Origin of the sequence: Janibacter sp. CX7 (genome assembly GCF_024362365.1) — a bacterium.
Taxonomy (GTDB): Bacteria; Actinomycetota; Actinomycetes; order Actinomycetales; family Dermatophilaceae; genus Janibacter.
Window position 1 is genome coordinate 2520624 of record NZ_CP101464.1, and the last position, 21061, is coordinate 2541684.

Genomic DNA, 21061 nt, shown 5'->3' on the forward strand with positions numbered 1-21061 from the left:
TCAGAGGAGCTCGGCGAGGGCCGGGTCGGCGAGGGCGGCGACGGCTTCGCGGGCCTGCGCTGCGGTCTCGGCCCCGCGGGCGGCCTCGGCGGCCGCCCGGCAGTCGGCGAGCGTGTGGCGCGCCAGGGCCAGCCGGACCATCGGCACCCGGCTGGGGGCCATCGACAGGCTCGTCACGCCGAGCCCGACGAGGACGAGGGCGAGGAGCGGGTCACCGGCGGCCTCCCCGCAGACGCCGACCGGCGCTCCCGCCGCCGCTCCCCCGTCGCACGCGGCGGCGACGAGGTCGAGCAGCGCAGGCTGCCAGGGGTCGAGCAGGTCGGCGAGCTCCCCCTGCATGCGGTCGGCGGCGAGCGCGTACTGCGACAGGTCGTTGGTCCCGATGCTCGCGAAGTCGAGGTCGGCGAGCAGGTGCCGCGAGCGAAGGGCGGCGGCCGGCACCTCGATCATCGCGCCGGCGCTGGGCAGCCCGTGCCCACGCACCCGGGCGGCGAACCAGCGCGCCTCGTCGACGGTCGCGACCATCGGCGCCATGACGCGCACGTCGGCCCCCGTGTCGCGCGCGGCGACGGCGAGCGCCTCGAGCTGGGCGTCGAGCAGGTCGGGCCGGGCCATGGACAGCCGCAGCCCCCGTCGGCCGAGCGCGGGGTTGTCCTCCGGCCCGAGGTCGGCGAAGGCGAGCGGCTTGTCCGCCCCCGCGTCGAGGGTGCGCACGACGACGCGCCGGCTGCCGAAGGGGGTGAGCACCCGTCGGTAGACCTCGGCCTGCTCGTCGACGGTCGGGGCGGTCGACGCCGACAGCACGACGAACTCGGTGCGGAAGAGGCCGACCCCCTCGACGTCCTGGGCTGCCGCCGACTCGGCGTCGGTGACGTCGCCGATGTTGGCCAGGAGCGCGACGGCGTGGCCGTCGCTCGTGCTGCCGGGTCCGCTGCTGCCGGCGAGCGCGGCGCGGCGGCGGTCCGCCCGGGCAGACATGTCGGCCACGAGGTCGTCCCCGGGGGCGATCGTCACGACACCGGAGTCGCCGTCGACCGCGACGAGCACGCCGGGGGTCAGGTCGAGGGCACCCTCGCACCGGACGACCGCGGGCAACCCCCGCTGGGCCGCGAGGATCGCGGTGTGGCTCGTGCGTCCGCCCTGGCTGGTGATGATGGCGAGGACGAGCGCGGGGTCGAGCAGTGCGGTCTCCGCGGGAGCGAGGTCCTCGGCGACGAGGACGCTCGGCTCGGTCAGCTCCGGGACCCCCGGGGCGGGCACGCCGAGGACCGCCGCCACCGCGCGCGACTCGACGTCACGCAGGTCGGTGACCCGCTCTGCGAAGTAGCCGCCGAGCGTCTCGAACTTCGTGACGAACTCCTCGACGGCCGCCTCGATGGCGGTGGCCGGGCCACTCCCTCGGTCGACGTGCGCACCGGCGGCCTTGAGCAGACTCTTGTCCCGGGCGATGAGCGCGGTGGCCGAGAGGATCTCCGCGGCGGCGGGCTCGACCCGCGCGGCGCGCGCGTCGAGCTCCGCGGCGACCGCCTCGAGCGCCTGCGCGATGCCCGCGCGGGCGGCCTCGGGGTCGGCGGCCGCCGGCTCCCGCTCGGGTGCCCGCACGGGTGGTGCGACGAGCACCACGGGTCCGTGCGCGGTGCCCGAGGAGACGCCGATGCCCTGCCGGGTGCTGACCTCGTCGGCCATCGCGATCACTCCTGGGAGTCGAGGTCGGTCTCGAGGAGGGCGACGAGCTCGTCGAGGACCGCGTCGGCGCCCTCGCCCTCGGCGCTCACCTCGACCTGCTCGCCGTGCTTGGCCCCGAGCGCCATGACGCCGAGGATGCTCGTCGCGTCGACGGGCTCGTCGCCGGGGCGGCCGATCTGCACGTCGAGCCCGGACTCGGACGCCTTCTGCACGAAGAGCGCTGCGGGTCGCGCGTGCAGGCCGACGGACGAGGCGATGGTGGTGGTGCGACTGGCCATGACGGCTCCTTGCTGTGGACGGTGCGGATGTTCTGGTGATGTGGGTGGTGCTGGTGGGCCGGGTCCCGCGGGTGCGCGACCCAGCCTGTCAGGCGGCGACCCGCTGCGGGTCCCCCTCGGGCTGCGCGGCGCGCGAACCCATGGTCTTGAGGGCGATGACGATGGCGGCCATGACGACGACGCCGACGGCGAGGGCGACGACGAACATCAGGAAGTTGCCCATGAGGGGCAGCACCCAGACGCCGCCGTGGGGCGCCCGGAGGGTCACCCCACCGGCCATGACGAGGGCGCCGGTGATCGCCGAGCCGACGACCGAGCTGGCCATGACCCGGACCGGGTCGGCGGCGGCGAAGGGGATGGCCCCCTCGGAGATGAAGGAGGCACCGAGCAGCCACGCCGCCCGGCCGTTCTCGCGCTCGGGCTCCGAGAAGAGCCGCGGGCGCACCGTCGTGGCCAGGGCGAGGGCGAGCGGTGCGACCATGCCACCGGCCATGACGGCGGCCATGATCTTCAGCTGGATGGCGTCGGTGGCCGTGCCCGCGACCGTCAGACCGGTCGTGCCGAAGGTGTAGGCCACCTTGTTGACCGGGCCACCGAGGTCGAAGCCCATCATCCCGCCGAGGAGGGCGCCGAGCAGCAGCGCGCTGCCGCCACCCATGCCCTCGAGCCCGGCGGTGAGCGAGTCCATGAGCCAGGTGATCGGGCGGCCGAGCGCGGTGATGAAGAGCCCTGCCGTGATGAGCGTCGACAGGAGCGGGATGACCACGACGGGCATGACGCCGCGCACGCCGGCGTGGACCTTCCAGCCGGCCACCCACCGGGCGACGAAGCCCGCGATGAAACCGGTCGCCAGACCGCCGAGGAAGCCGGCGCCCATCGTCGAGGCGATCCAGCCGCTGACGATGCCGGGCACGAGGCCGGGCCGGTCGGCGATCGCGTAGGCGATGTAGCCCGAGAGGATCGGGACGAGGAAGCCGAAGGCCGCGCCGCCGATGACGAAGAACAACGCCGCCCACGAGGTCAGGCTCAGCGGGCTGAAGCTGTTGGCGATGTTGAGGTCACCCTCGGCCGTCAGCGAGTACTGGGTGATCTCGATGGCGCCCTTCTCGCCCATGGCGATCTGGGCGAGCATGAAGGACAGGGCGATGAGGATCCCACCGGCCGCGACGAAGGGGATCATGTAGCTCACCCCGGTCATCAGCCACTGGCGCACCCTGGTCGCGGTCGACACCTCGGGGTCCTCGTCCCCGGTGCCGTCGGCCAGGTCGGTGGCCGCGGCGGCCGCCGCCGCCCGCTGGGGGTCGGCCGCCCACTGCCCGGCCAGCGTCACGGCACGCTCGACGAGCTCGGGTGCGTCCGAGACCCCCTTCTTGACCCCGACGTCGACGGTCGGGAGGCCAGCGAAGCGGCCCTTGTCCTTGACCTCGAGGTCGTGGGCGAAGATCACCGCGTCGGCACGCTGGATCTCGCTGCGGGACAGCGGGGTCGAGCCCGCGGACCCCTGGGTCTCGACGGTGATCGTGTGGCCCGCCTCCTCGGCGGCCGTCCGCAACGCCTCTGCGGCCATGTACGTGTGGGCGATGCCGGTCGGGCAGGAAGTCACCGCGACGAGGTGCAGGGAATGCGAACCCTCGCCCGCGGTCGTTGCGGAGGCACCGCCCGAGGACGCCTCGTCCGCAGCGCCCTCGTCCGAGGAGTGAGTGGGCTCCGAGGACTGCGTGGAATCGGAGGACTCGACGGCCGGGGGCGCAGCCGAGGCGACGGGTTGCGGGGTGCCCTGCTTCGGCTCGTCGAGGGAGACCCGCTCCTCGACGAGCGCGACGACCTCCGCCTCGGTCGTCGCGGCCTCGAGGGCCGAGCGGAAGGACTGGTCCATGAGCGCCTTGGCGAGCTTGGGCAGCACCTGCATGTGCGCCTCTCCGCCCCCCTCGGGCGCGGCAATGAGGAAGATGAGCGTCGCGGGGCCGTCCTTCGCGCCCCAGTCGATGCCCCGGGTGGCTCGACCGAAGACGAGCGAGGGCTCGGTGATCGCCGCGCTGCGGGCGTGCGGGATGCCGATGCCGCCGGGCAGGCCGGTCGCCATGACCTCCTCCCGGGCCCGCACGTCGTCGAGGAAGGCCTCGACGTCGGTGGTGCGACCGCTCTCGACGAGAGTCTCGGCCAGCCGCCGGGTCGCGGCGTGGGAGTCTGCTGCGCTGAGGTCGAGCACGACCTGCGACGGGGTGATGAGCGGCATTGCTCGGTCCTTCCGGGGGTGGGGCTCAGTCGCGGACGGCGAGGGAGCGGTCAGGGGTCGTGGTGACGGAGACGTCGATGTCGGCGAGGTCGGGCGGCGTGGGGACGCTGCTGCCCGGCAGGGTCACGGCAGCGGCGCCCCACCGGACACCGGTGCACAGCGCCTGCGCGGCGGGGGCCCCGGCGGCGAGGTCGTGGAGCAGGCCGGCGAGCATGCAGTCGCCTGCACCCACCGTCGACACCGGGCGGGCGATGGTCGCCCGGGCGTGGACCACCTCGTCGCCGTCGACGAGCACCGCACCATCGCGGCCGAGGCTGACGGCCACCCGGCCGACCCCTCCGGCGACGAGGTCCCGGGCCGCGTCGACGACCGCCCCGAGCGTCGGCAGGTCGGCACCGACGAGCTCCTCGAGCTCGACCCGGTTGGGCTTGATGAGGTCGGGTCCAGCGGCCACCGCCGGTCGAAGGGGGTCGCCCGAGGAGTCGACGGCCACGCGGGCTCCGGCCCGGCGGCCGGCGGTCACGAGACCGGCGAGCAGGTCGGCCGGCGCGCCGGGCGGCAGCGACCCGCACCCGACGACCCACACCGGCTCGCCTCCCGCCGACCGGACGGCGTCGGCGACGGCCTCGAGGAGGGCACGGACCTCCCCTTTGTCCAGGGTGGGGCCGGGCTCGTTGAGCTTGGTCGTCGTGCCGTCGGGCTCGACCGCGGTGACGTTGAGCCGCACCGAACCGGCCACCGGGACCCCACGGCAGCGCACGCCGGCGGCGTCGAGGAGCTCTGCCATGAGGTGGCCCTCGGGCCCGCCCTCGGGGAGCACGGCCAGGGTCGGCGAGCCCTGTGCCGTCAGGGCCCGGGAGACGTTGACCCCCTTGCCGCCGGGGTCGATCCGGCTGGCGGTGGCGCGGTTGACCTGGCCGCGCCGCAGCGCGGCCAGGTCGACGGTGCGGTCGATGCTCGGGTTGGGGGTGAGCGTGATGATCATGCGCGTGCGACCGCCATGCCCTCGGCGCCGAGCTCGGCGGCGGTCTCGTCGTCGAGCCCGTCGTCGGTGACGAGCAGGTCGATCGTCGCCGTGTCGGCGAAGCGGTGGAAGTGGTCGTCGCCCGCCTTCGAGGAGTCGGCGACGACGACGACGAGCCGGGCAGCGGCGACCATGGCCCGCTTGGCATCGGCCTCGGACTGGTCGGGCGTCGTCATGCCGCGGGCGCTCGAGTAGCCGTTGGTGCCGACGAAGGCGACGTCGACGCACACGTCGGCGAGGGCAGAGGTCAGCCAGGTGCCGACCGTCGTCCCGGTGCGACCGCGCACCCGGCCGCCGAGCACGTAGAGCTCGGTGTGCTCGTGCGGCCGGAGGAGGACGGCGACGTCGACGGAGCTCGTGACGACGGTCAGGCCGGGGCGGTCCGGGAGCAGCTGTGCGAGCGCGAGGGTCGTCGACCCGCCGTCGACGAGCACGGTCCCCTCCACGGGGAGCTCGTCGAGGGCGCGGGCGGCGATGCGGCGCTTGACCTGAGAGTGCCGACCGGAGCGGGTGGCCAGCGGCGGCTCGACCTCGAGGCGCTCGACCGGCAGCGCGCCGCCGTGCACCCGACGCAGGCCGCCGCGGCGCTCGAGGGCGGTGAGGTCACGTCGGATGGTCTCGGTCGTCACCGACAGCTCGTCGGCGAGGGCGACGACCTCGACCCGGCCGTGCGTGCGCGCGATCTCGAGGATGCGCTGCTGCCGCTCGGGTGCGTACATCGAGTGGACTCCCTCGTCCTGCCGGGCGCCCAAGGCGCCGGTGCCGGTGGTGAACACGACCCACCGTAGAAGACGAAACAACACAAGTAAAGGGATAGTCACATGTGTTTGTGTTGGGCGCAGCGCACGCCCGCCCGCCGGGCCACCCGGCCGGCGGGACGGGGCTCAGGCGAGACGGAAGAGCAGGTCGCCCGCGACGACCTCGGTCGGCGCGGCGGACAGATCGAGAGAGTCGGCCGGCACGTCGAGGACGACGACGGGCACTTGGCGCGAGATCGCTTGCCCCGCAACCTCGCCCGGCAGCGCGGCGGGATCCCACGTGATCATCGGGTCGCCGGCGGCGACGGTCGCGCCCTGCTCGACGTGGACGGCGAAGCCGGCGCCCTCGAGCTTGACGGTGTTGATCCCGAGGTGGACGAGCACGCCGGCCCCCTCCCCCACGACGACGAAGGCGTGGGGGTGGACCTTCATGACCGTGCCGGCGATCGGGGCGACGACCGTCGTCTCGCCGTCGGGCGGGTCGAGCACGAGCCCGGGCCCGACGAGCTGCTGGGCGAAGACCTCGTCGACGCACGCCGTCATCGGCAGGACGGCACCGGCGCTGGGGGCGAGCACCTCGCTCACATCAGGTCCTCGATGTCCTCGGCCAGGGTGTCGGCCTCGGGACCGACGACGACCTGCACGACCGTGCCCTGGGCCATGACGCCGTGCGCGCCGGCGGCCTTGAGCGCGGCCTGGTCGACCTTCGAGCCGTCGTTGACCTCGGTCCGCAGCCGGGTGATGCACGGCTCGATCTCGACGACGTTGTCCGCGCCGCCGAGGGCGGCGAGGATCTGCTCTGCCTTGCTGGCCATGGGGGTTCCTCTCGTGGGGTGGGTGGGGATCAGTGTGTGTCGGTGCGGGTGACCTTGGCCAGACCGCGGGGGCTGTCGGGGTCGCGCCCGAGGGCGCGCGCGAGGCGCTCGACGAGCAGCTGGGCGGGCACGACGAGCCCGATCGGCGCGAGCGGCTCGGGCAGGTCGGGCCCGGGGACGTGCACGTCGCAGGCCCGGGCGAAGGGGATGTCCCCACCGATGCCGACGACCCGCGCCCCCCGGCGGCGCAGGTCGTCGGCGACGTCGGTCATGGCCGCGGTCATCGGCCCGTCCTGCGCGGCGACGAGCACCGCCGCGACGTCGGGTCCGACGACGGAGATCGGCCCGTGCCGCAGGTCGGCGTAGGAGTAGCCGCGTACGGGGACCAGGCAGGTCTCCTCGATCTTCAGCGCCGTCTCGAGCGCGGTCGCCAGGCACATGCCGCGGCCGGAGACGACGACGTGCTCGGCCGCCTGCAGCAGCGGCACCGCGGGCTCGACGAGCTGGGCCCGCTCCACGGCGAGCGCGACCTCCTCGGCGACCCGCCTCCACTGGTCGTCGCTCCCCTCCGGGTCCACCTCCGCCCCGAGCGCGTCCGCGACGACGGCGACCGCGACGAGCTGGGTGAGGTGCGACTTCGTGGCCGGCACGGCCAGCTCCGGCCCGGCCTGCGTGACCAGGGCGAGGTCCGCCCCCTTCGCCAGCAGGGAGCCCTCGACATTGGTGACGGCGACGACGGCGGCCCCGTGCCCACGGGCCCAGTCGGCCGTGGCGACGATCTCCTCGGTGGTGCCGGACTGGGAGATCGCGACGACGAGGGTGTCGGCGAGGTCGAGGTCGGCGCGGTAGTGCGTGGCGATGCTCGGGGCGGCGAGCGAGGCCGGGATGCCGGCGCAGGCCTCGAGGAGGTAGCGGCCGTGGATGGCGGCGTGGTCGCTCGACCCGCGGGCGACGAGCAGCACGCGGCGACGGTCGGCGAAGAGCGCGCGCACGTCGGCGCGCAGCGGCAGCAGCGCCTCGAGCGCGCGTCGCACGGCCGCCGGCTGCTCGGCGATCTCGCGGGCCATCACGGTCACGATGCTTGACACCTCCCACCCCGACGTGGATCCTCACTGGTACGTACCAGACCGTACCAACGAAGGTGAGGATCGGGAAGTGTCGCGAGCACCGCTCCACGGGCCCCGTCCCAAGCACGTCCAGCTGCGCGAGGCGATCGCCGAGCTGGCCGCCGGCCTGGGACCCGAGGCGGCGATCCCCTCCGAGCGCGAGCTCATGGCGACCTACTCCCTCTCCCGCGCCACGGTCCGCAAGGCGATCGAGTCGCTCATCGCCGACGGCATGCTCCACCGCGTCCACGGCAAGGGCACCTTCGTCGCCCGCCCGCGGCTGGAGAGCCGGCTGCACCTCGCGAGCTTCAGCCAGGACATGCGCCGACGCGGGCTCACCCCGTCGACCCGGCTGCTCGGCGTGCGTCTGGCCGCTCCCCCGACCGAGGTCACCCAGTGGCTCGGCGAGGGCCGCGCCTGGCGGCTGGACCGCCTGCGCCTCGCCGACGGCCAGCCGATCGCCCTCGAGGAGAGCTGGTACCCCGCCGACCTCGTGCCCGACCTCGGCCGGCACGACCTCGGCGACTCGATCTACGCCCTGCTCGCCGACGCCTACGGCGTCGTCATCGACGCCGCCGAGCAGACCCTGTGGGGCGAGTGCGCCGAGGGCCAGGTCGCGCAGCTCCTCGCCTGCCCCGACCGGGCGCCGCTGCTCGTCTTCCGCCGCCTGTCCACGAGCCTCGGCCGCCCGGTCGAGCACGTCGTCTCCCGATATCGCGGAGACCGCTACCAGCTGCACATGTCGTTGAGCCGGGACGACACCCCACCGCCGGCACCGCCACACGAAGGGAACACGCCGTGACCACTGCAGACGGCTCCGTCGCGTCCGGGGACTCCGGGCGCCGCAAGCTCAACCTCGCCCCGCTCCAGAAGTTCGGCCGCAGCCTCATGCTGCCGATCGCCGCGCTGCCCGCCGCAGCCCTGCTGCTGCGCCTGGGCCAGCCCGACCTGCTCGGCGCGGACGGCCTGGGCTGGACCCGGGTCGCGCCGGTCATCGGCGCCGCGGGCGGTGCGCTCTTCGACAACCTGCCGATCCTCTTCGCCGTCGGCATCGCCATCGGCATGGCGAAGAAGGCCGACGGCTCGACGGCCCTCGCGGCCGTCGTCGGCTACCTCGTCTTCAAGGCGGTCGGTGACGCAATGTCCCCCTTCGTCCTCGGGACGCCGGCGAAGGGAGAGGAGCAGGAGCTGATCAACTACGGGGTCTTCGGCGGCATCGCCATGGGCCTGACGGCCGCGTGGCTGTGGCAGCGCTACCACCGGATCAAGCTGCCGGCCTACCTCGCCTTCTTCGGCGGACGGCGCTTCGTGCCGATCGCCACGGCGACCGCCGCGATCGTCATCTCGGTCCTCACGAGCTTCGTCTACCAGTGGTTCGACGCCGGGATCACCGGCCTCGGCGAGTGGGTCGCCGACAACGAGGTCATCGGTGGCTTCGTCTACGGCACGGTCAACCGTCTGCTCATCCCCACCGGCCTGCACCACATCCTCAACAACCCCCCGTGGTTCCTCATCGGCGAGTACACGCCCGAGGGCGGCAAGCCGGTCACCGGTGACATCGCCCGCTTCCTCAACGGCGACCCGACGGCCGGCGCCTTCATGACCGGCTTCTTCCCGATCATGATGTTCGCCCTGCCCGCCGCCGCCCTGGCGATCTACCAGGAGGCCAAGCCGGCGCAGAAGAAGCTCGTCGGCGGCATCATGGGCTCGGCCGCGCTGACCTCCTTCCTCACCGGTGTCACCGAGCCGCTCGAGTTCGCCTTCATGTTCGTCGCGTGGCCGCTCTACGTCATCCACGCGGTGCTCACCGGCACCTCGCTCGCGCTGACCAATGCCCTGGGCATCAAGGACGGCTTCGGCTTCTCCGCCGGCCTCTTCGACTTCGTCCTCAACTACAACATCGCGACGAAGCCGCTGCTGCTCGTGCTCATCGGGCTCGGCTACGCCGTCGTCTACTACGTGCTCTTCCGCTTCGTCATCCGCACGTGGAACCTGCGCACCCCGGGCCGCGAGGACGAGGGCGAGGAATCGCTCGTCACCGCGGACGACTCGGCGTGATCGTCACCGCCGACCGCGTCCTCACCCCGGGGCGCACGCTCGCCCCGGGGTGGGTGCAGGTCGAGGGCGAGCACATCGCGCAGGTGGGCGAAGGGGGTCCCCCCAGCTCGATCGCGCAGGTCGAGGAGCGCAGGCCGTCCGCGGCCGGAGCTTCGAGACCCCTCCACCTCACGGGCACCCTCGTGCCCGGCTTCGTGGACACCCACTGCCACGGCGGTGGCGGCGGGTCCTTCACCGTCGGTGACGCCGACGAGGCCGCGACCGTCGCCCGGGCGCACCTGGCCCACGGCACGACGAGCCTCGTCGCGAGCCTGGTCACCGACGAGGTCGACCGGCTCGACCGGTCGGTGCGGGTGCTCGGCGAGCTCGTCGACGACGGCGTGCTCGCCGGGGTGCACCTCGAGGGGCCGTGGCTATCCGCGGACTTCTGCGGTGCCCACGAGCCGAGCCTGCTGCGGCCCCCTTCGCCCGAGGACGTCGACCGGCTGCTCGCCGCGGGCGGCGACGCACTGCGCATGGTGACGATCGCGCCCGAGCTCGACGGCGCCCTCGACGCGGTGCGCCGGGTCGTCGACGCGGGGGTCGTCGTCGGCGTCGGGCACACCGACGCGACGTGGGAGCAGGCCCGGGCGGCGATCGACTCGGGCGCCACCGTGGCCACGCACCTCTTCAACCAGATCCGGGGGCTGCACCACCGCCACCCGGGGCCGATCGCCGCCCTGCTCGAGGACGAGCGCGTGTGGGTGGAGCTGATCTCCGACGGCGTGCACGTGCACCCGGCGATGCTGCGACTGGCCGAGCGCTCGGCGCGCGGGCGGATCGTGCTCGTCACCGACGCGATGGGCGCGGCCGCCGCGGCCGACGGCGACTACCACCTCGGGCCGATCCACGTGCAGGTGCGTGACGGCGTCGCCCGCACGGCGAGCGGTGCCATCGCCGGCTCGACCCTGACGATGGCCGGTGCCGTGCGGCACTCGGTGTCCAGCGGCTTCACCCTCGAGGCCGCGGTGACGGCCGCGACGGCCACTCCCGCCGCATCGCTCGGGCTGACCGATGTCGGCCGCATCGAGGCCGGCGCCCGCGCCGACCTCGTCGTCCTCGACGACGACCTGGCGGTCACCCGGGTGATGCGCGCCGGCTCCTGGGTCCCTGCATCCACCTAGGCGGATGCGGCCGGTCTGGGAGGATCGCCGGATGACCGATCCGCGGCACGCGCTCACCGAGCCCTTCGAGACAGGCTTGCTCGACACCCCGGACGGGCACCGCGTCCACTGGGAGCGGGTCGGCAACCCTGACGGCAAGCCCGCCGTCGTCCTGCACGGTGGCCCGGGGTCCGGCGCGGCCGCCTGGTGGCGGCGCTACTTCGACCCGCAGCGGTACTGCGTGACCCTCTTCGACCAGCGCGGCTGCGGACGCAGCCGACCGCTCGCCGGCGAGCCCGGCGCCGATCTGTCGACGATCACGACGCAGCACCTGATCGGCGACATCGAGTCCCTGCGCGAGCTGCACGGCGTGGACAGGTGGCTCGTCCTCGGCGGGTCGTGGGGCTCGACGCTGGGCCTGGCCTACGCGGTGGCCCACCCCGACCGGGTGAGCGAGATGGTCTTCTGGGGCGCGGTGACGACCACCCGCGAGGAGGTCGACTGGCTCACCTGGACAATGGGCGAGGTGTACCCGGAGGCCTTCGACGCCCTTCGCTCGGTGGTGCCCCACGTCGAGCGCGGGGGCAACCTCCCCGCGGCGGTCCACGCGCTGCTCATGGACCCCGACCCCGACGTCCACCGGCCCGCCGCCGCTGCCTGGTGCGACTGGGAGGACCGGATCGCGGCGCTGACCACGGGCCCCGTCCCCAACCCGCGGTACGCCGACCCGCAGTTCGCCCTGGGCTTCGCCCGGCTCGTGACCCGGTTCTTCGGTCACCACGGGTTCCTGCCACCCGACGGGATCAGCGGCCACCTCGACGCGATCGCCGACATCCCCGCTGTCTTCGTTCGCGGACGGCTCGACATCGCCGCGCCGCTCGGGGTCGTCCACCGTCTCGTGCAGCGGCTCCCGCTCGCGGAGCTGCACGTCGTCGAGGGCGAGGACCACAGCGGCGCCGAGGGCATGGACGGCCTGCTCGTCGCGGCCACCGACCGCTTCGCAGCGGGTGGAGACGCTGCATTGCCGTAGGGCAGTGCAGAGAGTGGGTGGGCGTCACCGGTCGTCGGCGTCGAGCTCCTCGTCGATGGCCTCACCCGTCACGTCGTGGGCGCGGACGCTCGCCAGCCCGGGCCCGCCGAGCGGATCGCCCTGCCAGCGCACGAGGTCCCACCCGTCGCCGGGGTGGCCGTCGAGCATGACCATGCCGGTGTTGTTGATCCACATCCCCTCGACCTCCTCGGCGTCGAGGCCGGCCGACAGCGTCGCGTAGACCCGGATCGCGGCACCGTGGCTGAAGAGGGCGACGGTGTCGTCCCGTCCGTGCTGCTGCGCGATCGACCGCACCGCGGCGTCGTACCGGTCCATGAAGTCGTGGCCCGTCGTACCGCCCGCGAGCTCGTGGTCGAGGTCGCGGTGCAGCCAGGCGGCGACGCCGCCGAGATAGGCCTCGACCGCCTCCCGGTCGGATCGCATCTCGACGTCACCGGCGGAGATCTCCTGCAGGCCCTCGCGTACCACGATCTGGAGCGAGCGCTCCTGCGCCAGAGGCGAACCCGTGAGCTGGGTGCGCACCAGCGGGCTCGCGTAGACCGCACTCACGTCCTCGTCGGCGAGCGCCGCAGGCACCGCGGCGGACTGGCGCTGCCCGAGATCGGTCAGCCCCGCGCCGGGGTATGCGGTGTCCAGCGCACCGGTGACGTTGTGGGGGGTCTGGCCGTGACGGATGAGGAGGAGACGCACACCAGCAGGCTACGCAGGTGGGCGCCTCCTCCCGGACGTGGTCCGGCCGGGGTCGATCAGCCCTGCGAAGGGGGCTGACCACCGCCGGGCTGACCACCGCCGGGCTGACCGCCACCACCACCGCCACCGGTGGGCTCGGTCGTCGTGTCGACGCCGACGACCAGGGTGACATCGTACCCCTTCGCCACGCTGCCGCTGACGTCCGCGAGCTGGCTGGTGCCCCCGTCGTCGCCGAAGACGTTGTCGCTCGTCAGGCTCAGGCTCGACATGTTGCCCACCGAGGCGTCGTAGCCGTCGGTGGCGTAGACCGTGGTGCACACGTCCTGGGGCAGCGCGACCTGCGAGGTGGCGATGGCCTTCGACGCGTCGGTGATGCTCGCCTCGTCGGGATAGACCTCGAAGTGGATGTGCGGCCACCGACCGGAGTAGCAGGCCGGGAAGATGCTCGTGAAGCTCACCGTGCCGCTGTCGTCGGCGACCTGCACACCGCGCAGGTAGTTCTCGCCCTCGACCCCCTGCGAGTACATCGAGTAGTTGCCGTCGCGGTCGCAGTGCCACACGTAGACCGCGACCCCGGCGAAGGCGGCCCCGCCCTGGGCGAGGTCCTTGATCTTCAGGGTCAGGGTCACCGGGACCCCCTCGGCCGTCGTCGTGCTGCTGCCGAAGCTCGAGCGGATGTCCTGGCGCACGATGCCGCTCTCCTCGAGGACGTCGGGACCGTTGCTACCGTCCCCGGGGTAGGGGCCGGCGGTCTCGTCGGGGATCTCGGTCAGCGAGATCGAGCTGCCGCTCGTGCTCGAGCCGGAGCCCGAGCTCGCTGACGTGGCACTGCTGCTCGAGCCCTCGCCGCTCCCGGCACAGGCCGTGAGGCCCAGCACGGTCCCGGCCCCGAGGAGGCCGAGCATCCGGCGGCGCCCGAAGAGCGTGCCGATGTCGAACTGCAGTCCCTGGTCGACGAGCTCCTCGTCCTGCTTCGGCAGCACCCGCCCCTCGTGGGTCCGCGGTGTCGTCATGGCCATCTCCTTCGTTCGCTGCCTCCGGGTCATGGACCCAAGCCAAGCCCCGCAGGTTGTGGGTCCGCTGTGGGGTCGCCATGACGCAGCGATGCCCCGGCGACCCGGGAGACGGCCCCGCACGGTCACCGCCCGACTGCGTCCTCGAGCACCGCGACGAGCGGGGCGGGCGCCCGGTCGAGGTCGAGCGCCTCGACGAAGAGCCGCGCATACCGGGCCTTGCGCCCCGACTGCGAGGTGAGGAACCGGCGCAGCAGGTCCCTGCGCGACCAGCCTCGCTGCGCGGGCATCTGCGTCAGGAGGCGAAGGGAGGGCCCCTCCCCCGCCGCCTCGACGACCGCCTCTGCCGCGGGCAGCCCGAGGGCGCGCAGGAGCTCGTCCTCGAGGTCGGTGACGCACGCGTGCCACCCGAGACCGGCGAGACCACCGACCTCGGTGACGGGCAGCCCCCCGGCGAGCAACCCCCTTCGCACGTGGTGCTCGTCGGCGACGTCGTAGAGGCCGCTGACGTGCACGTCGGGCGCCTGCCGGCGCCACTGCTGGAGGTGGGCGCGCACGTTGGTCACGCCGCCCATGGCGACGACCACGACCCCGGCCGCAGCGAGGTCCACGCCGAGGCGGGGCGCGAGGCCGTGCAGGGCCTCGCGGTCGCTCTCGCCCTCGACGAGGACGACGGCCCGTGTCGTGGTCACCCGACCATTGGGCTCCGGCCGCGCTTGCGGCGCAAGCGGTTTATCGTCCCGACCATGACCGACGCCAACCCCGCGCGCCTCGATGCCGACCGCCTGCGGCGGGTCGTGCTCGTCGTCGCGCTGATCAACTTCGCCTACTTCTTCGTGGAGTTCACCGTCGCCCTCTACGCCGGGTCGGTGTCGCTGCTCGCCGACAGCGTCGACTTCCTCGAGGACACGTCGATCAACCTGCTGATCTTCATCGCGCTGGGGTGGCCGCTCGCCCGCCGCGCCCTCATGGGCAAGGCGATGGCCCTGGTCATCCTCGTGCCGGCGACCGTCGCGGGCGTCGAGGCGGTCCGGCGCTTCGCCGACCCGACGGCGCCCGAGGTGCTGCCCGTCGTCCTCGCCTCGCTCGGCGCCGTCGTCGTCAACGGCACGAGCGGTTGGCTGCTCGCCGGCGTGCGGCACGCGGGCGGCTCGCTCAGCCGCGCGGCCTTCCTCTCGGCGCGCAACGACGTGCTCGTCAACCTCGCGGTCATCGCGATGGCCGTCGTCACGCTGTGGACCGACTCCGGCTGGCCCGACCTCGTCCTCGGCTGCCTCATCATCCTCATCGCGGTGCACGCCGCGTGGGAGGTCTGGGAGGTGAGCGAGGAGGAGCGCCTCGCGGCGAAGGCCCTTGCGGGAGAAGAGATCGACTGATCCGGCCCCGTCGCACGGCCCCATGCGACCGCGGTCAGTCGCGGCGCCGCACCTCGTCGACACCGACGACCCAGGCATAGGTGCGTGAGGACCGGCTGCGGCGCCTCTCGACGCGCTCGGTGAGGACGGCGAAGCCGTCGGTCGAGACCTCCGCGCCCGGCGACAGACCATCGCCGGTCGTCGCGACGAGGGTCGGCGTGCGGGTGTCGACGATGCGGAACTCGGTGTCCGTGTCGTCGCCGAAGATCTTGTCCGCCGGCCGGTAGAAGACGACGAGCCGACCACGCAGGTCGTTCGTCGAGATCCGGAATCCGTCGGGCACCTCGACGTCGCCGACGACCTCGTCGGCGAGCGCGTCCCTGAAGGTCAGGGTGTCGCCGGCGCGCGAGATCTCGAAGCGGTCGTGCACGACCGATCGTCCGTCGGCGACCTGCTGCGACTCCTCCACCGGAGGGGCGTCGACGGTGACGAAGCGGTCGCCGTCGAGGAGCCGGACGCTGCTGCCGCACCGCACGAGCGGGGTGGCCTCCGCAGCGAGCCGGCCGCCCCAGTCGCCGGGGGTGTCGAGCCGCGCCCCGGGGCACGACGTGCGCGCCACCTCGTCCCCCGAGTGAAGGGAGAGTGCCCTCACCTCGTCGCCCTCGCGGGAGACCGCCACGTCCTCGCGCACGATGACCCGCCCACGCGGGGCGTCGCGCCAGGTGCGCGCCACCGTACCCGTGTCGAGGTCGAGCGCCAGAGTCGTCTCCTCGTCCGGGGTGAGCAGCACGTAGCGCTGCTCCGGCAGACCCTCGGGGTAGAGCGTGGCCAGGTCGGCATCGCAGCCGACCTCGGTGTCGTGGCTCCAGGTCACGCTCGCGTCCTCAAGGGCGACACCGGAGACGACGAGCCGCCCGCCGTCGACCTCCTCGCCGAGACGGGCCTCCCCGCCGGGGGACATGCACGAGACGACGGCGGCGTGCCGGGTCGACATCCCGACGAGCTGCGCCTCCTCGCCGGGCCGCAGGCTACGGTCGCCGTGGGCGACGAGCAGGTCGGCACCCCGCGCCTCGAGCTGACGGCCCTCGCGCTCGATGCGCACGTCCCCACCGAGCGTGCTGACGGAGGTGCCGTCCGAGGTCAGGGCGCCGTCGCCGTAGAAGCCCTCGCTGCGCCAGCGGTCACCCGTCGTCGCCTGCTGCACCCAGTCACCGTCGTCGTCGGTGTAGCTGAACCACCCGTGGGGCCCCAGGTGGATGCCGTAGGCGTGGTCCGAGGTCGAGTAGCGGACCTTCCCGTCGACGGAACCTCCGCCGCCCAGACGGCTGAAGAGGACCAGCCCGAATCCGAGGAGCACCGCCGCCGCCACGACGACCGCGACGAGCCGGGTGAGGTCGCCGACCTTGCTCGGTGTGCGGCTCACGGGGTCTCCTTCGTCGCGGCGACCCACAGCCGGGTGCCCTCGAGGTCCTCGTCGTCGGACTCGACGACGATCACGCCGTCGGGCGAGACGTCGGCGCCCGTGCGCATGCCGCCGCTCGTCGACAGGACGAGCTCGCCGGTGCGCGCGTCGAAGGCGCGGTAGGCCGAGGTCGGGCGCTCGCCGCCCGTGTCGACGCTCGCGAAGACGAGGAGCCGGCCCGGCGACGTCCACCCGGCGACCTCGAAGTCCTCCGGCACGTCGAGCCGCCCGATCTCCTTGTCCTCCAGCCCGTCCCGCACGGTGACGACCTCCCCTTCGCGGTGCATGACATGGCGCCCCACGGCCACGTCCCGGCCCTCCGGCAGCCGCCCCTCCCCCAGGCCCAGGGGCTGGGCGTCGATCTCGACCACACGATCACCGTCGAGGACGCGCACGCTGTCCGCGCACTCGACGAAGGGCGTGCCCTCCGGCGGGACCTGCCGCGAGATGTCACCCGTCGAGCCGACGCGGGCGCCGTCGCAGCGCACCCGGGTGATCTCCTTGCCGGTGCGCAGCGATCGCCACGCGACCTCCCCTTCGTCCTCCTCGACGAGGACGCGGTCGCCGTGGACCGCGATCTTGTAGCGGGCCTGACCGGAGCGGCTGAGCACCGTCTCGCCGGTCGCGACGTCGACGACGACGAGGTGGTCCTCGCTCGGCTCGAGGAGCACATAGGGCTGCGCCGGGAGGGTCTTGGGCTTGCCCGGGTGCCAGAAGTCACCGCCGCAGCGCGCACCCACGTCGCGCACCCAGGCGATCGACGCGTCCTCGAGCGAGAGACCCGCGAAGACCACGTGCCCGCCCTCGACCTCGTCGAGCAGGCGCGAGGGACTCGGCGCCAGACAGGTCGCGACGACGACGTGCTCCTCGCCGAAGGCGACGAGATCGACGTTCTCGCCCGGCCACAGGTCGTCGTCCCCCTGCTCGTCGGCGATGTCCTTCGTGGTCACCGTGCGGGTCGACCCCTCTCGCTGCACGAGGACCTTCGTGCCGTCGGGTTGCACGACGACGCCCTCCTGCGAGATGGACATCTGCGAGGCGAGGTCGCCGATCGTCCACGACGTGCCCGTGCGGACATTGCGCGCCGCGTATTCGCCCCCGCCAGCAGGGTGGGTCAGCCAGCCGTCGGGCCCGAGCTGGACCGCCAGGTCCTCGCTGTCCCAGACGATGTTGCCCTCGACCTCGGGCGGGCCGCCGCGGCCGAGGACCCCGCCCAGCCCTCCCGGCAGGAAGGAGACGACGCCGGCGACGAACATGGCGACGAGCACGAGCGCCCCGACGATCTTGAGGACACGGGCAGTCGGGCGTGGGCCGGGCTGCGGCGAGAGGTCGTGGGGCGCGGTCACGGCGTCATTGTGTCGGACCCCCGCGGCCCGCGCGCGCTCGTCCGTGCCTGCGGGAATGCGCGGGCGGCCTCCCTTCGTTTACGGTGGTTGAAGCATCAACAACCACGCACCACCACAGGAGTGAACGCATGAAGATCGGCATCATCGTCGGGTCCGTCCGCCAGGGTCGCGCTGCCAGCGCCGTCGCCCAGTGGGTGAAGTCCGTCGCGGAGCGCACCGAGGACGTGACCTTCGAGGTCGTCGAGCTGTCCGACTTCGACCTGCCGCTGCTCACCTCCCCCACCGTGCCGGGCATGGCGAACCGCGCCTACGACGACGAGCGCGTCGTCCGCTGGGGCCAGGCCATCGACTCCTACGACGGCTTCATCTTCGTCACGCCGGAGTACAACCACTCGATCCCCGGTGCCTTCAAGAACGCCTTCGACTCCCTCGCCCCCGAGTGGATGGGCAAGACCGTCGGCTTCGTCTCCTACGGCGCCGACAACGGTGTGCGCGCGGTCGAGCACTGGCGCACCGTCGTCGCCAACTTCTCGATGCACGCCGTGCGCCAGCAGGTCTCGCTGAGCCTCTTCACCGAGTTCGGCGACAACGGCCTGCAGCTCGAGGAGCGCCGCGAGGGCGAGCTGACCACGCTCGTCGAGCAGCTCACCGACGCGACGCGCAAGTTCGTGCTCGCCGACGAGCTCGCCGGCGCCACGCGCTGACCCTCCCGGCCACGACGACGGCCCCGGACCCGCCACGGGTCCGGGGCCGTCGTCGGGTGACGTCACGCGGCTCCCCGGGTAGGAGTCGAACCTACGTCGCTAGTCCTGATTCAAAGTCAGGCGGGCCCTGCCGGCAGACCAACCGGGGAACGCCGCCGAAGCGGCTCCGGTCAGGGTAGTCGACGCCTGCGCCCCCTTCGTCACGGACAATGGCGGGATGAGCGAGACCCAGACCGGCCCCGACCCGGCACCCCGGCGCACCCGCATGACCGCGGCGGCCCGGCGTGAGCAGCTCGTCGACGTCGGTCGTCGGGTCTTCGCGGCGAAGGGGGTCGACGGCACCTCCGTCGAGGACCTGGCCGCGACGGCCGGGGTGTCGAAGCCGGTGGTCTACGAGCACTTCGGCGGCAAGGAGGGCCTCTACGCCGTCGTCGTCGACCGCGAGCTGCGGGCCCTGACCGATGCCGTGACCGCATCCCTGACCGCCGGCGGCAGCGACCGCGAGACCATCGAGCGCGCCGCCCTTGCCCTGCTCGACTACATCGAGGACTCGCCCGACGGCTTCCGCATCCTCGTGCGCGATGTCAGCGGCACGGCGCCGTCTGGAACGTATGCCTCGCTCCTGTCGGACGTGGCCGCCGAGGTGGCCCACCTCCTGTCGGACGCCTTCGAGCAGCGCGAGCTCGAGAGCCGCTACGCGCCGATGTACGCCCAGATGCTCGTCGGCCTGGTCTCGCTCACCGGTCAGTGGTGGCTCGAGACCCGCACCCCTCCCAAGGATGTCGTCGCGGCGCACATGGTCAACCTCGCGTGGAACGGCCTGTCCGGCCTCTCCGCCCACCTCGAGCCACCCGCCAACCTTGCAAGACCCTAGGGTCCTGCGGAGTTGGCCCCGCCCAACCCTGCAAAACCCTAGGGTTTTGCGGGCTTGTGGCCCACCGCGAAGACCCGGCGGAAGGCCAGGAGCACGCCGGCGGGCGTGCGCGGGTAGGCAGCGGTGAGCTTGTCGGCATAGGCGGCGAGGAAGGCCGAGCGCTCGTCCTCGTCCTCGAGCACCTCGAGCATCGGGCGTAGCCCGGTGCCACTCACCCAGTCGAGCACGGGGTTGTCGCTCTCGCCGGCTGGGTCGAGCACGTGCGTGTAGGTCGTCTCCCAGGCGTCGACAGCGAGCCCGTGGGCGGCGAGGACCTGCAGGTAGGTCGCCGGGTCGCCGGCGCCGAACCTCTTGCTCGCGGCCTCGAGCTCGCCGCTGCGCGGGTGATCGACCGCCGTCTCGCGCATGAGCGCGTGCGTCGGGGCGTCGTAGTTGCCCGGCACCTGCAGGGCGAACCAGCCGTCGGCGGCGAGCGCCTCGACCCATCCCTCGATGAGCGGCAGGTGACGCGGAACCCATTGCAGCGCAGCATTGCTCACGACGACGTCGGGCGCCGCGCCCAGGCTGGCGATGTCCCAGTCGGCGAGGTCGGCCTCGACCCACTTGACGCGCCCGTCGGTGTCGAGGGCGCGCGCCGCGTCGAGCATCTCGACGCTGCTGTCCACCCCGACGACCCGGGCCTGCGGCCACCTCTCGGCGAGAGAGAGGGTCAGCGGGCCGTTGCCGCAGCCGAGGTCGACGACGAGCCCCGGCTCCCGCGCGTCGACGCGCGCCATGAGATCCACGAAGGGTCGGGAGCGTTCGCTCGAGAACTGGCCGTATCGGGTCGGGTCCCAGGTCACCGTCATGTGTGCGTGCCTCCTCGGTCGGGTCCGTGCAGCCTAACCAACGACAGGCCACATGTCTCGACATCAAGATTCATGACCGCAGGTATTCTTGACGGATGAGCAGCCGCCACGACCCGTCCGACGACGTCGACGCCATCGTCGAGGCCTGGCGCCGCGAGCGTCCCGACCTCGACGTCGAGCCGTTGCACGTCTTCTCACGCGTCTCCCGACTGGCCCGGCTGCTCGACCTCGACCGCACGAGCGCCTTCGCCCGGCACGAGCTCGAGGGCTGGGAGTTCGACGTGCTCTCCGCGCTGCGCCGCGCCGGCGAGCCCTACCAGCTCTCCCCCGGCCGCCTGGTCCAGGAGACCCTCGTGACCTCGGGGACGATGACCAACCGCATCGACCGCCTCGCCTCGAAGGGCTGGGTCGAGCGCCTCCCCTCACCCACCGACCGCCGCGGCGTCATCGTGCGCCTGACGAAGGGGGGTCAGACGGCGGTCGACGCCGCGATGGCCGACCTGCTCTCCCGCGAGGGCGAGCTGCTCGATGACATGTCCGCCGACGAGCGCGCCGCCCTCACCCGCGCCCTCAAGCGGCTGCTCGCCCCCTTCGAGGCCTGAGCGGGCGCTCCCT

General features: G+C 73.1%; 22 protein-coding genes and 1 tRNA gene. 8 read left to right on the top strand and 15 right to left on the bottom strand.

All coding sequences use genetic code 11. The features are described from left to right. The 8 genes from ptsP to NMQ01_RS12410 form a co-directional block, all read right to left on the bottom strand. The gene (gene ptsP / locus NMQ01_RS12375; protein ID WP_255184227.1) at positions 1–1686 is read right to left on the bottom strand and encodes a phosphoenolpyruvate--protein phosphotransferase; all 1686 of its coding nucleotides are present in this window, start codon (positions 1684–1686) and stop codon (positions 1–3) included. 5 nt (positions 1687–1691) lie between these two features. Next, positions 1692–1964: an HPr family phosphocarrier protein gene (locus NMQ01_RS12380; protein ID WP_255184228.1), complete on the bottom strand. Its 273-nt coding sequence runs from the start codon at positions 1962–1964 to the stop codon at positions 1692–1694. 88 nt (positions 1965–2052) lie between these two features. Beyond that, positions 2053–4200, bottom strand: a complete 2148-nt coding sequence (locus NMQ01_RS12385) for a fructose-specific PTS transporter subunit EIIC (protein WP_255184229.1) — start codon at positions 4198–4200, stop codon at positions 2053–2055. Positions 4201–4225: 25 nt separating this feature from the next. Further along, positions 4226–5185, bottom strand: a complete 960-nt coding sequence (pfkB, locus tag NMQ01_RS12390; RefSeq protein ID WP_255184230.1) for a 1-phosphofructokinase — start codon at positions 5183–5185, stop codon at positions 4226–4228. After that, positions 5182–5943 carry a DeoR/GlpR family DNA-binding transcription regulator gene (locus NMQ01_RS12395; RefSeq protein ID WP_255186372.1) on the bottom strand — a complete coding sequence of 254 codons (762 nt, stop codon included), beginning with the start codon at positions 5941–5943 and terminating at the stop codon, positions 5182–5184. The genes pfkB and NMQ01_RS12395 overlap by 4 nt, the downstream gene beginning before the upstream one ends. Before the next feature lie 165 nt (positions 5944–6108). Beyond that, positions 6109–6567 carry a PTS glucose transporter subunit IIA gene (locus NMQ01_RS12400; protein WP_255184231.1) on the bottom strand — a complete coding sequence of 153 codons (459 nt, stop codon included), beginning with the start codon at positions 6565–6567 and terminating at the stop codon, positions 6109–6111. Continuing rightward, positions 6564–6797 (bottom strand): glucose PTS transporter subunit EIIB, encoded by a 234-nt coding sequence (locus tag NMQ01_RS12405; RefSeq protein ID WP_255184232.1) that lies wholly within the window; start codon positions 6795–6797, stop codon positions 6564–6566. Before NMQ01_RS12405 ends, NMQ01_RS12400 begins: the two co-directional genes overlap by 4 nt. Before the next feature lie 29 nt (positions 6798–6826). After that, complete coding sequence (locus NMQ01_RS12410) at positions 6827–7864, bottom strand: SIS domain-containing protein (RefSeq protein ID WP_255186373.1); 1038 nt, start codon at positions 7862–7864, stop codon at positions 6827–6829. Between the two features lie 88 nt (positions 7865–7952). Here NMQ01_RS12410 and NMQ01_RS12415 point away from each other — a divergent pair, with 88 nt between their 5' ends. From NMQ01_RS12415 to NMQ01_RS12430, 4 genes are read left to right on the top strand one after another with little or no spacing between them, the layout of a single operon-like run. Further along, positions 7953–8705, top strand: a complete 753-nt coding sequence (locus NMQ01_RS12415; protein WP_255184233.1) for a GntR family transcriptional regulator — start codon at positions 7953–7955, stop codon at positions 8703–8705. After that, complete coding sequence (locus NMQ01_RS12420) at positions 8702–9961, top strand: PTS transporter subunit EIIC (protein ID WP_255184234.1); 1260 nt, start codon at positions 8702–8704, stop codon at positions 9959–9961. Before NMQ01_RS12415 ends, NMQ01_RS12420 begins: the two co-directional genes overlap by 4 nt. Next, positions 9958–11124, top strand: coding sequence for an N-acetylglucosamine-6-phosphate deacetylase (gene nagA, locus NMQ01_RS12425; protein ID WP_255184235.1), 1167 nt, complete (start codon positions 9958–9960; stop codon positions 11122–11124). The genes NMQ01_RS12420 and nagA overlap by 4 nt, the downstream gene beginning before the upstream one ends. A gap of 31 nt (positions 11125–11155) precedes the next feature. Then, entirely contained in the window at positions 11156–12133 is a 978-nt protein-coding gene (locus NMQ01_RS12430; protein WP_255184236.1) for an alpha/beta fold hydrolase, read from the top strand. A 24-nt stretch (positions 12134–12157) separates the two neighbouring features. Here NMQ01_RS12430 and NMQ01_RS12435 read toward each other — a convergent pair whose 3' ends face one another. The 3 genes from NMQ01_RS12435 to NMQ01_RS12445 all read right to left on the bottom strand — a co-directional run bounded on the left by NMQ01_RS12435 (position 12158) and on the right by NMQ01_RS12445 (position 14549). After that, positions 12158–12844, bottom strand: a complete 687-nt coding sequence (locus NMQ01_RS12435) for a histidine phosphatase family protein (protein ID WP_255184237.1) — start codon at positions 12842–12844, stop codon at positions 12158–12160. A 56-nt stretch (positions 12845–12900) separates the two neighbouring features. Continuing rightward, positions 12901–13857: an intradiol ring-cleavage dioxygenase gene (locus NMQ01_RS12440; protein ID WP_255184238.1), complete on the bottom strand. Its 957-nt coding sequence runs from the start codon at positions 13855–13857 to the stop codon at positions 12901–12903. A gap of 125 nt (positions 13858–13982) precedes the next feature. Continuing rightward, complete coding sequence (locus NMQ01_RS12445; protein WP_255184239.1) at positions 13983–14549, bottom strand: TOPRIM nucleotidyl transferase/hydrolase domain-containing protein; 567 nt, start codon at positions 14547–14549, stop codon at positions 13983–13985. A 54-nt stretch (positions 14550–14603) separates the two neighbouring features. Between NMQ01_RS12445 and NMQ01_RS12450 the strand changes: the two genes are divergently transcribed. Continuing rightward, the gene (locus tag NMQ01_RS12450; protein ID WP_255184240.1) at positions 14604–15233 is read left to right on the top strand and encodes a cation transporter; all 630 of its coding nucleotides are present in this window, start codon (positions 14604–14606) and stop codon (positions 15231–15233) included. Positions 15234–15267: 34 nt separating this feature from the next. Here the strand turns inward: NMQ01_RS12450 and NMQ01_RS12455 are convergent, their stop codons facing one another. Then, positions 15268–16635: a hypothetical protein gene (locus tag NMQ01_RS12455; RefSeq protein ID WP_255184241.1), complete on the bottom strand. Its 1368-nt coding sequence runs from the start codon at positions 16633–16635 to the stop codon at positions 15268–15270. After that, positions 16632–18020, bottom strand: coding sequence for a hypothetical protein (locus NMQ01_RS12460; protein WP_255184242.1), 1389 nt, complete (start codon positions 18018–18020; stop codon positions 16632–16634). The genes NMQ01_RS12455 and NMQ01_RS12460 overlap by 4 nt, the downstream gene beginning before the upstream one ends. Positions 18021–18148: 128 nt before the next feature. Here NMQ01_RS12460 and NMQ01_RS12465 point away from each other — a divergent pair, with 128 nt between their 5' ends. Continuing rightward, positions 18149–18724 (top strand): NADPH-dependent FMN reductase, encoded by a 576-nt coding sequence (locus tag NMQ01_RS12465; RefSeq protein WP_255184243.1) that lies wholly within the window; start codon positions 18149–18151, stop codon positions 18722–18724. A 70-nt stretch (positions 18725–18794) separates the two neighbouring features. Here NMQ01_RS12465 and NMQ01_RS12470 read toward each other — a convergent pair. Continuing rightward, positions 18795–18873 (bottom strand) — tRNA-Gln (locus NMQ01_RS12470). A gap of 116 nt (positions 18874–18989) precedes the next feature. On the opposite strand from NMQ01_RS12470, the gene NMQ01_RS12475 reads away from it, so the two are divergent. Next, complete coding sequence (locus NMQ01_RS12475) at positions 18990–19598, top strand: TetR/AcrR family transcriptional regulator (protein WP_255186374.1); 609 nt, start codon at positions 18990–18992, stop codon at positions 19596–19598. Between the two features lie 38 nt (positions 19599–19636). On the opposite strand, the gene NMQ01_RS12480 is transcribed toward NMQ01_RS12475, so the two are convergent. Continuing rightward, a complete protein-coding gene (locus NMQ01_RS12480) occupies positions 19637–20446 on the bottom strand; it encodes a methyltransferase domain-containing protein (protein ID WP_255184244.1) in 810 nt (269 codons plus the stop codon). A 95-nt stretch (positions 20447–20541) separates the two neighbouring features. Between NMQ01_RS12480 and NMQ01_RS12485 the strand changes: the two genes are divergently transcribed. Further along, complete coding sequence (locus tag NMQ01_RS12485; RefSeq protein ID WP_255184245.1) at positions 20542–21048, top strand: MarR family winged helix-turn-helix transcriptional regulator; 507 nt, start codon at positions 20542–20544, stop codon at positions 21046–21048. Positions 21049–21061: the final 13 nt, after the last annotated feature.

Coding starts and splice junctions, on each gene's coding strand:
- ptsP (WP_255184227.1), bottom strand. CDS start 1,686: ATGGCCGACGAGGTCAGCACCCGGCAGGGCATCGGCGTCTCCTCGGGC.
- NMQ01_RS12380 (WP_255184228.1), bottom strand. CDS start 1,964: ATGGCCAGTCGCACCACCACCATCGCCTCGTCCGTCGGCCTGCACGCG.
- NMQ01_RS12385 (WP_255184229.1), bottom strand. CDS start 4,200: ATGCCGCTCATCACCCCGTCGCAGGTCGTGCTCGACCTCAGCGCAGCA.
- pfkB (WP_255184230.1), bottom strand. CDS start 5,185: ATGATCATCACGCTCACCCCCAACCCGAGCATCGACCGCACCGTCGAC.
- NMQ01_RS12395 (WP_255186372.1), bottom strand. CDS start 5,943: ATGTACGCACCCGAGCGGCAGCAGCGCATCCTCGAGATCGCGCGCACG.
- NMQ01_RS12405 (WP_255184232.1), bottom strand. CDS start 6,797: ATGGCCAGCAAGGCAGAGCAGATCCTCGCCGCCCTCGGCGGCGCGGAC.
- NMQ01_RS12410 (WP_255186373.1), bottom strand. CDS start 7,864: ATGGCCCGCGAGATCGCCGAGCAGCCGGCGGCCGTGCGACGCGCGCTC.
- NMQ01_RS12430 (WP_255184236.1), top strand. CDS start 11,156: ATGACCGATCCGCGGCACGCGCTCACCGAGCCCTTCGAGACAGGCTTG.
- NMQ01_RS12440 (WP_255184238.1), bottom strand. CDS start 13,857: ATGACGACACCGCGGACCCACGAGGGGCGGGTGCTGCCGAAGCAGGAC.
- NMQ01_RS12450 (WP_255184240.1), top strand. CDS start 14,604: ATGACCGACGCCAACCCCGCGCGCCTCGATGCCGACCGCCTGCGGCGG.
- NMQ01_RS12465 (WP_255184243.1), top strand. CDS start 18,149: ATGAAGATCGGCATCATCGTCGGGTCCGTCCGCCAGGGTCGCGCTGCC.
- NMQ01_RS12475 (WP_255186374.1), top strand. CDS start 18,990: ATGACCGCGGCGGCCCGGCGTGAGCAGCTCGTCGACGTCGGTCGTCGG.
- NMQ01_RS12480 (WP_255184244.1), bottom strand. CDS start 20,446: ATGACGGTGACCTGGGACCCGACCCGATACGGCCAGTTCTCGAGCGAA.
- NMQ01_RS12485 (WP_255184245.1), top strand. CDS start 20,542: ATGAGCAGCCGCCACGACCCGTCCGACGACGTCGACGCCATCGTCGAG.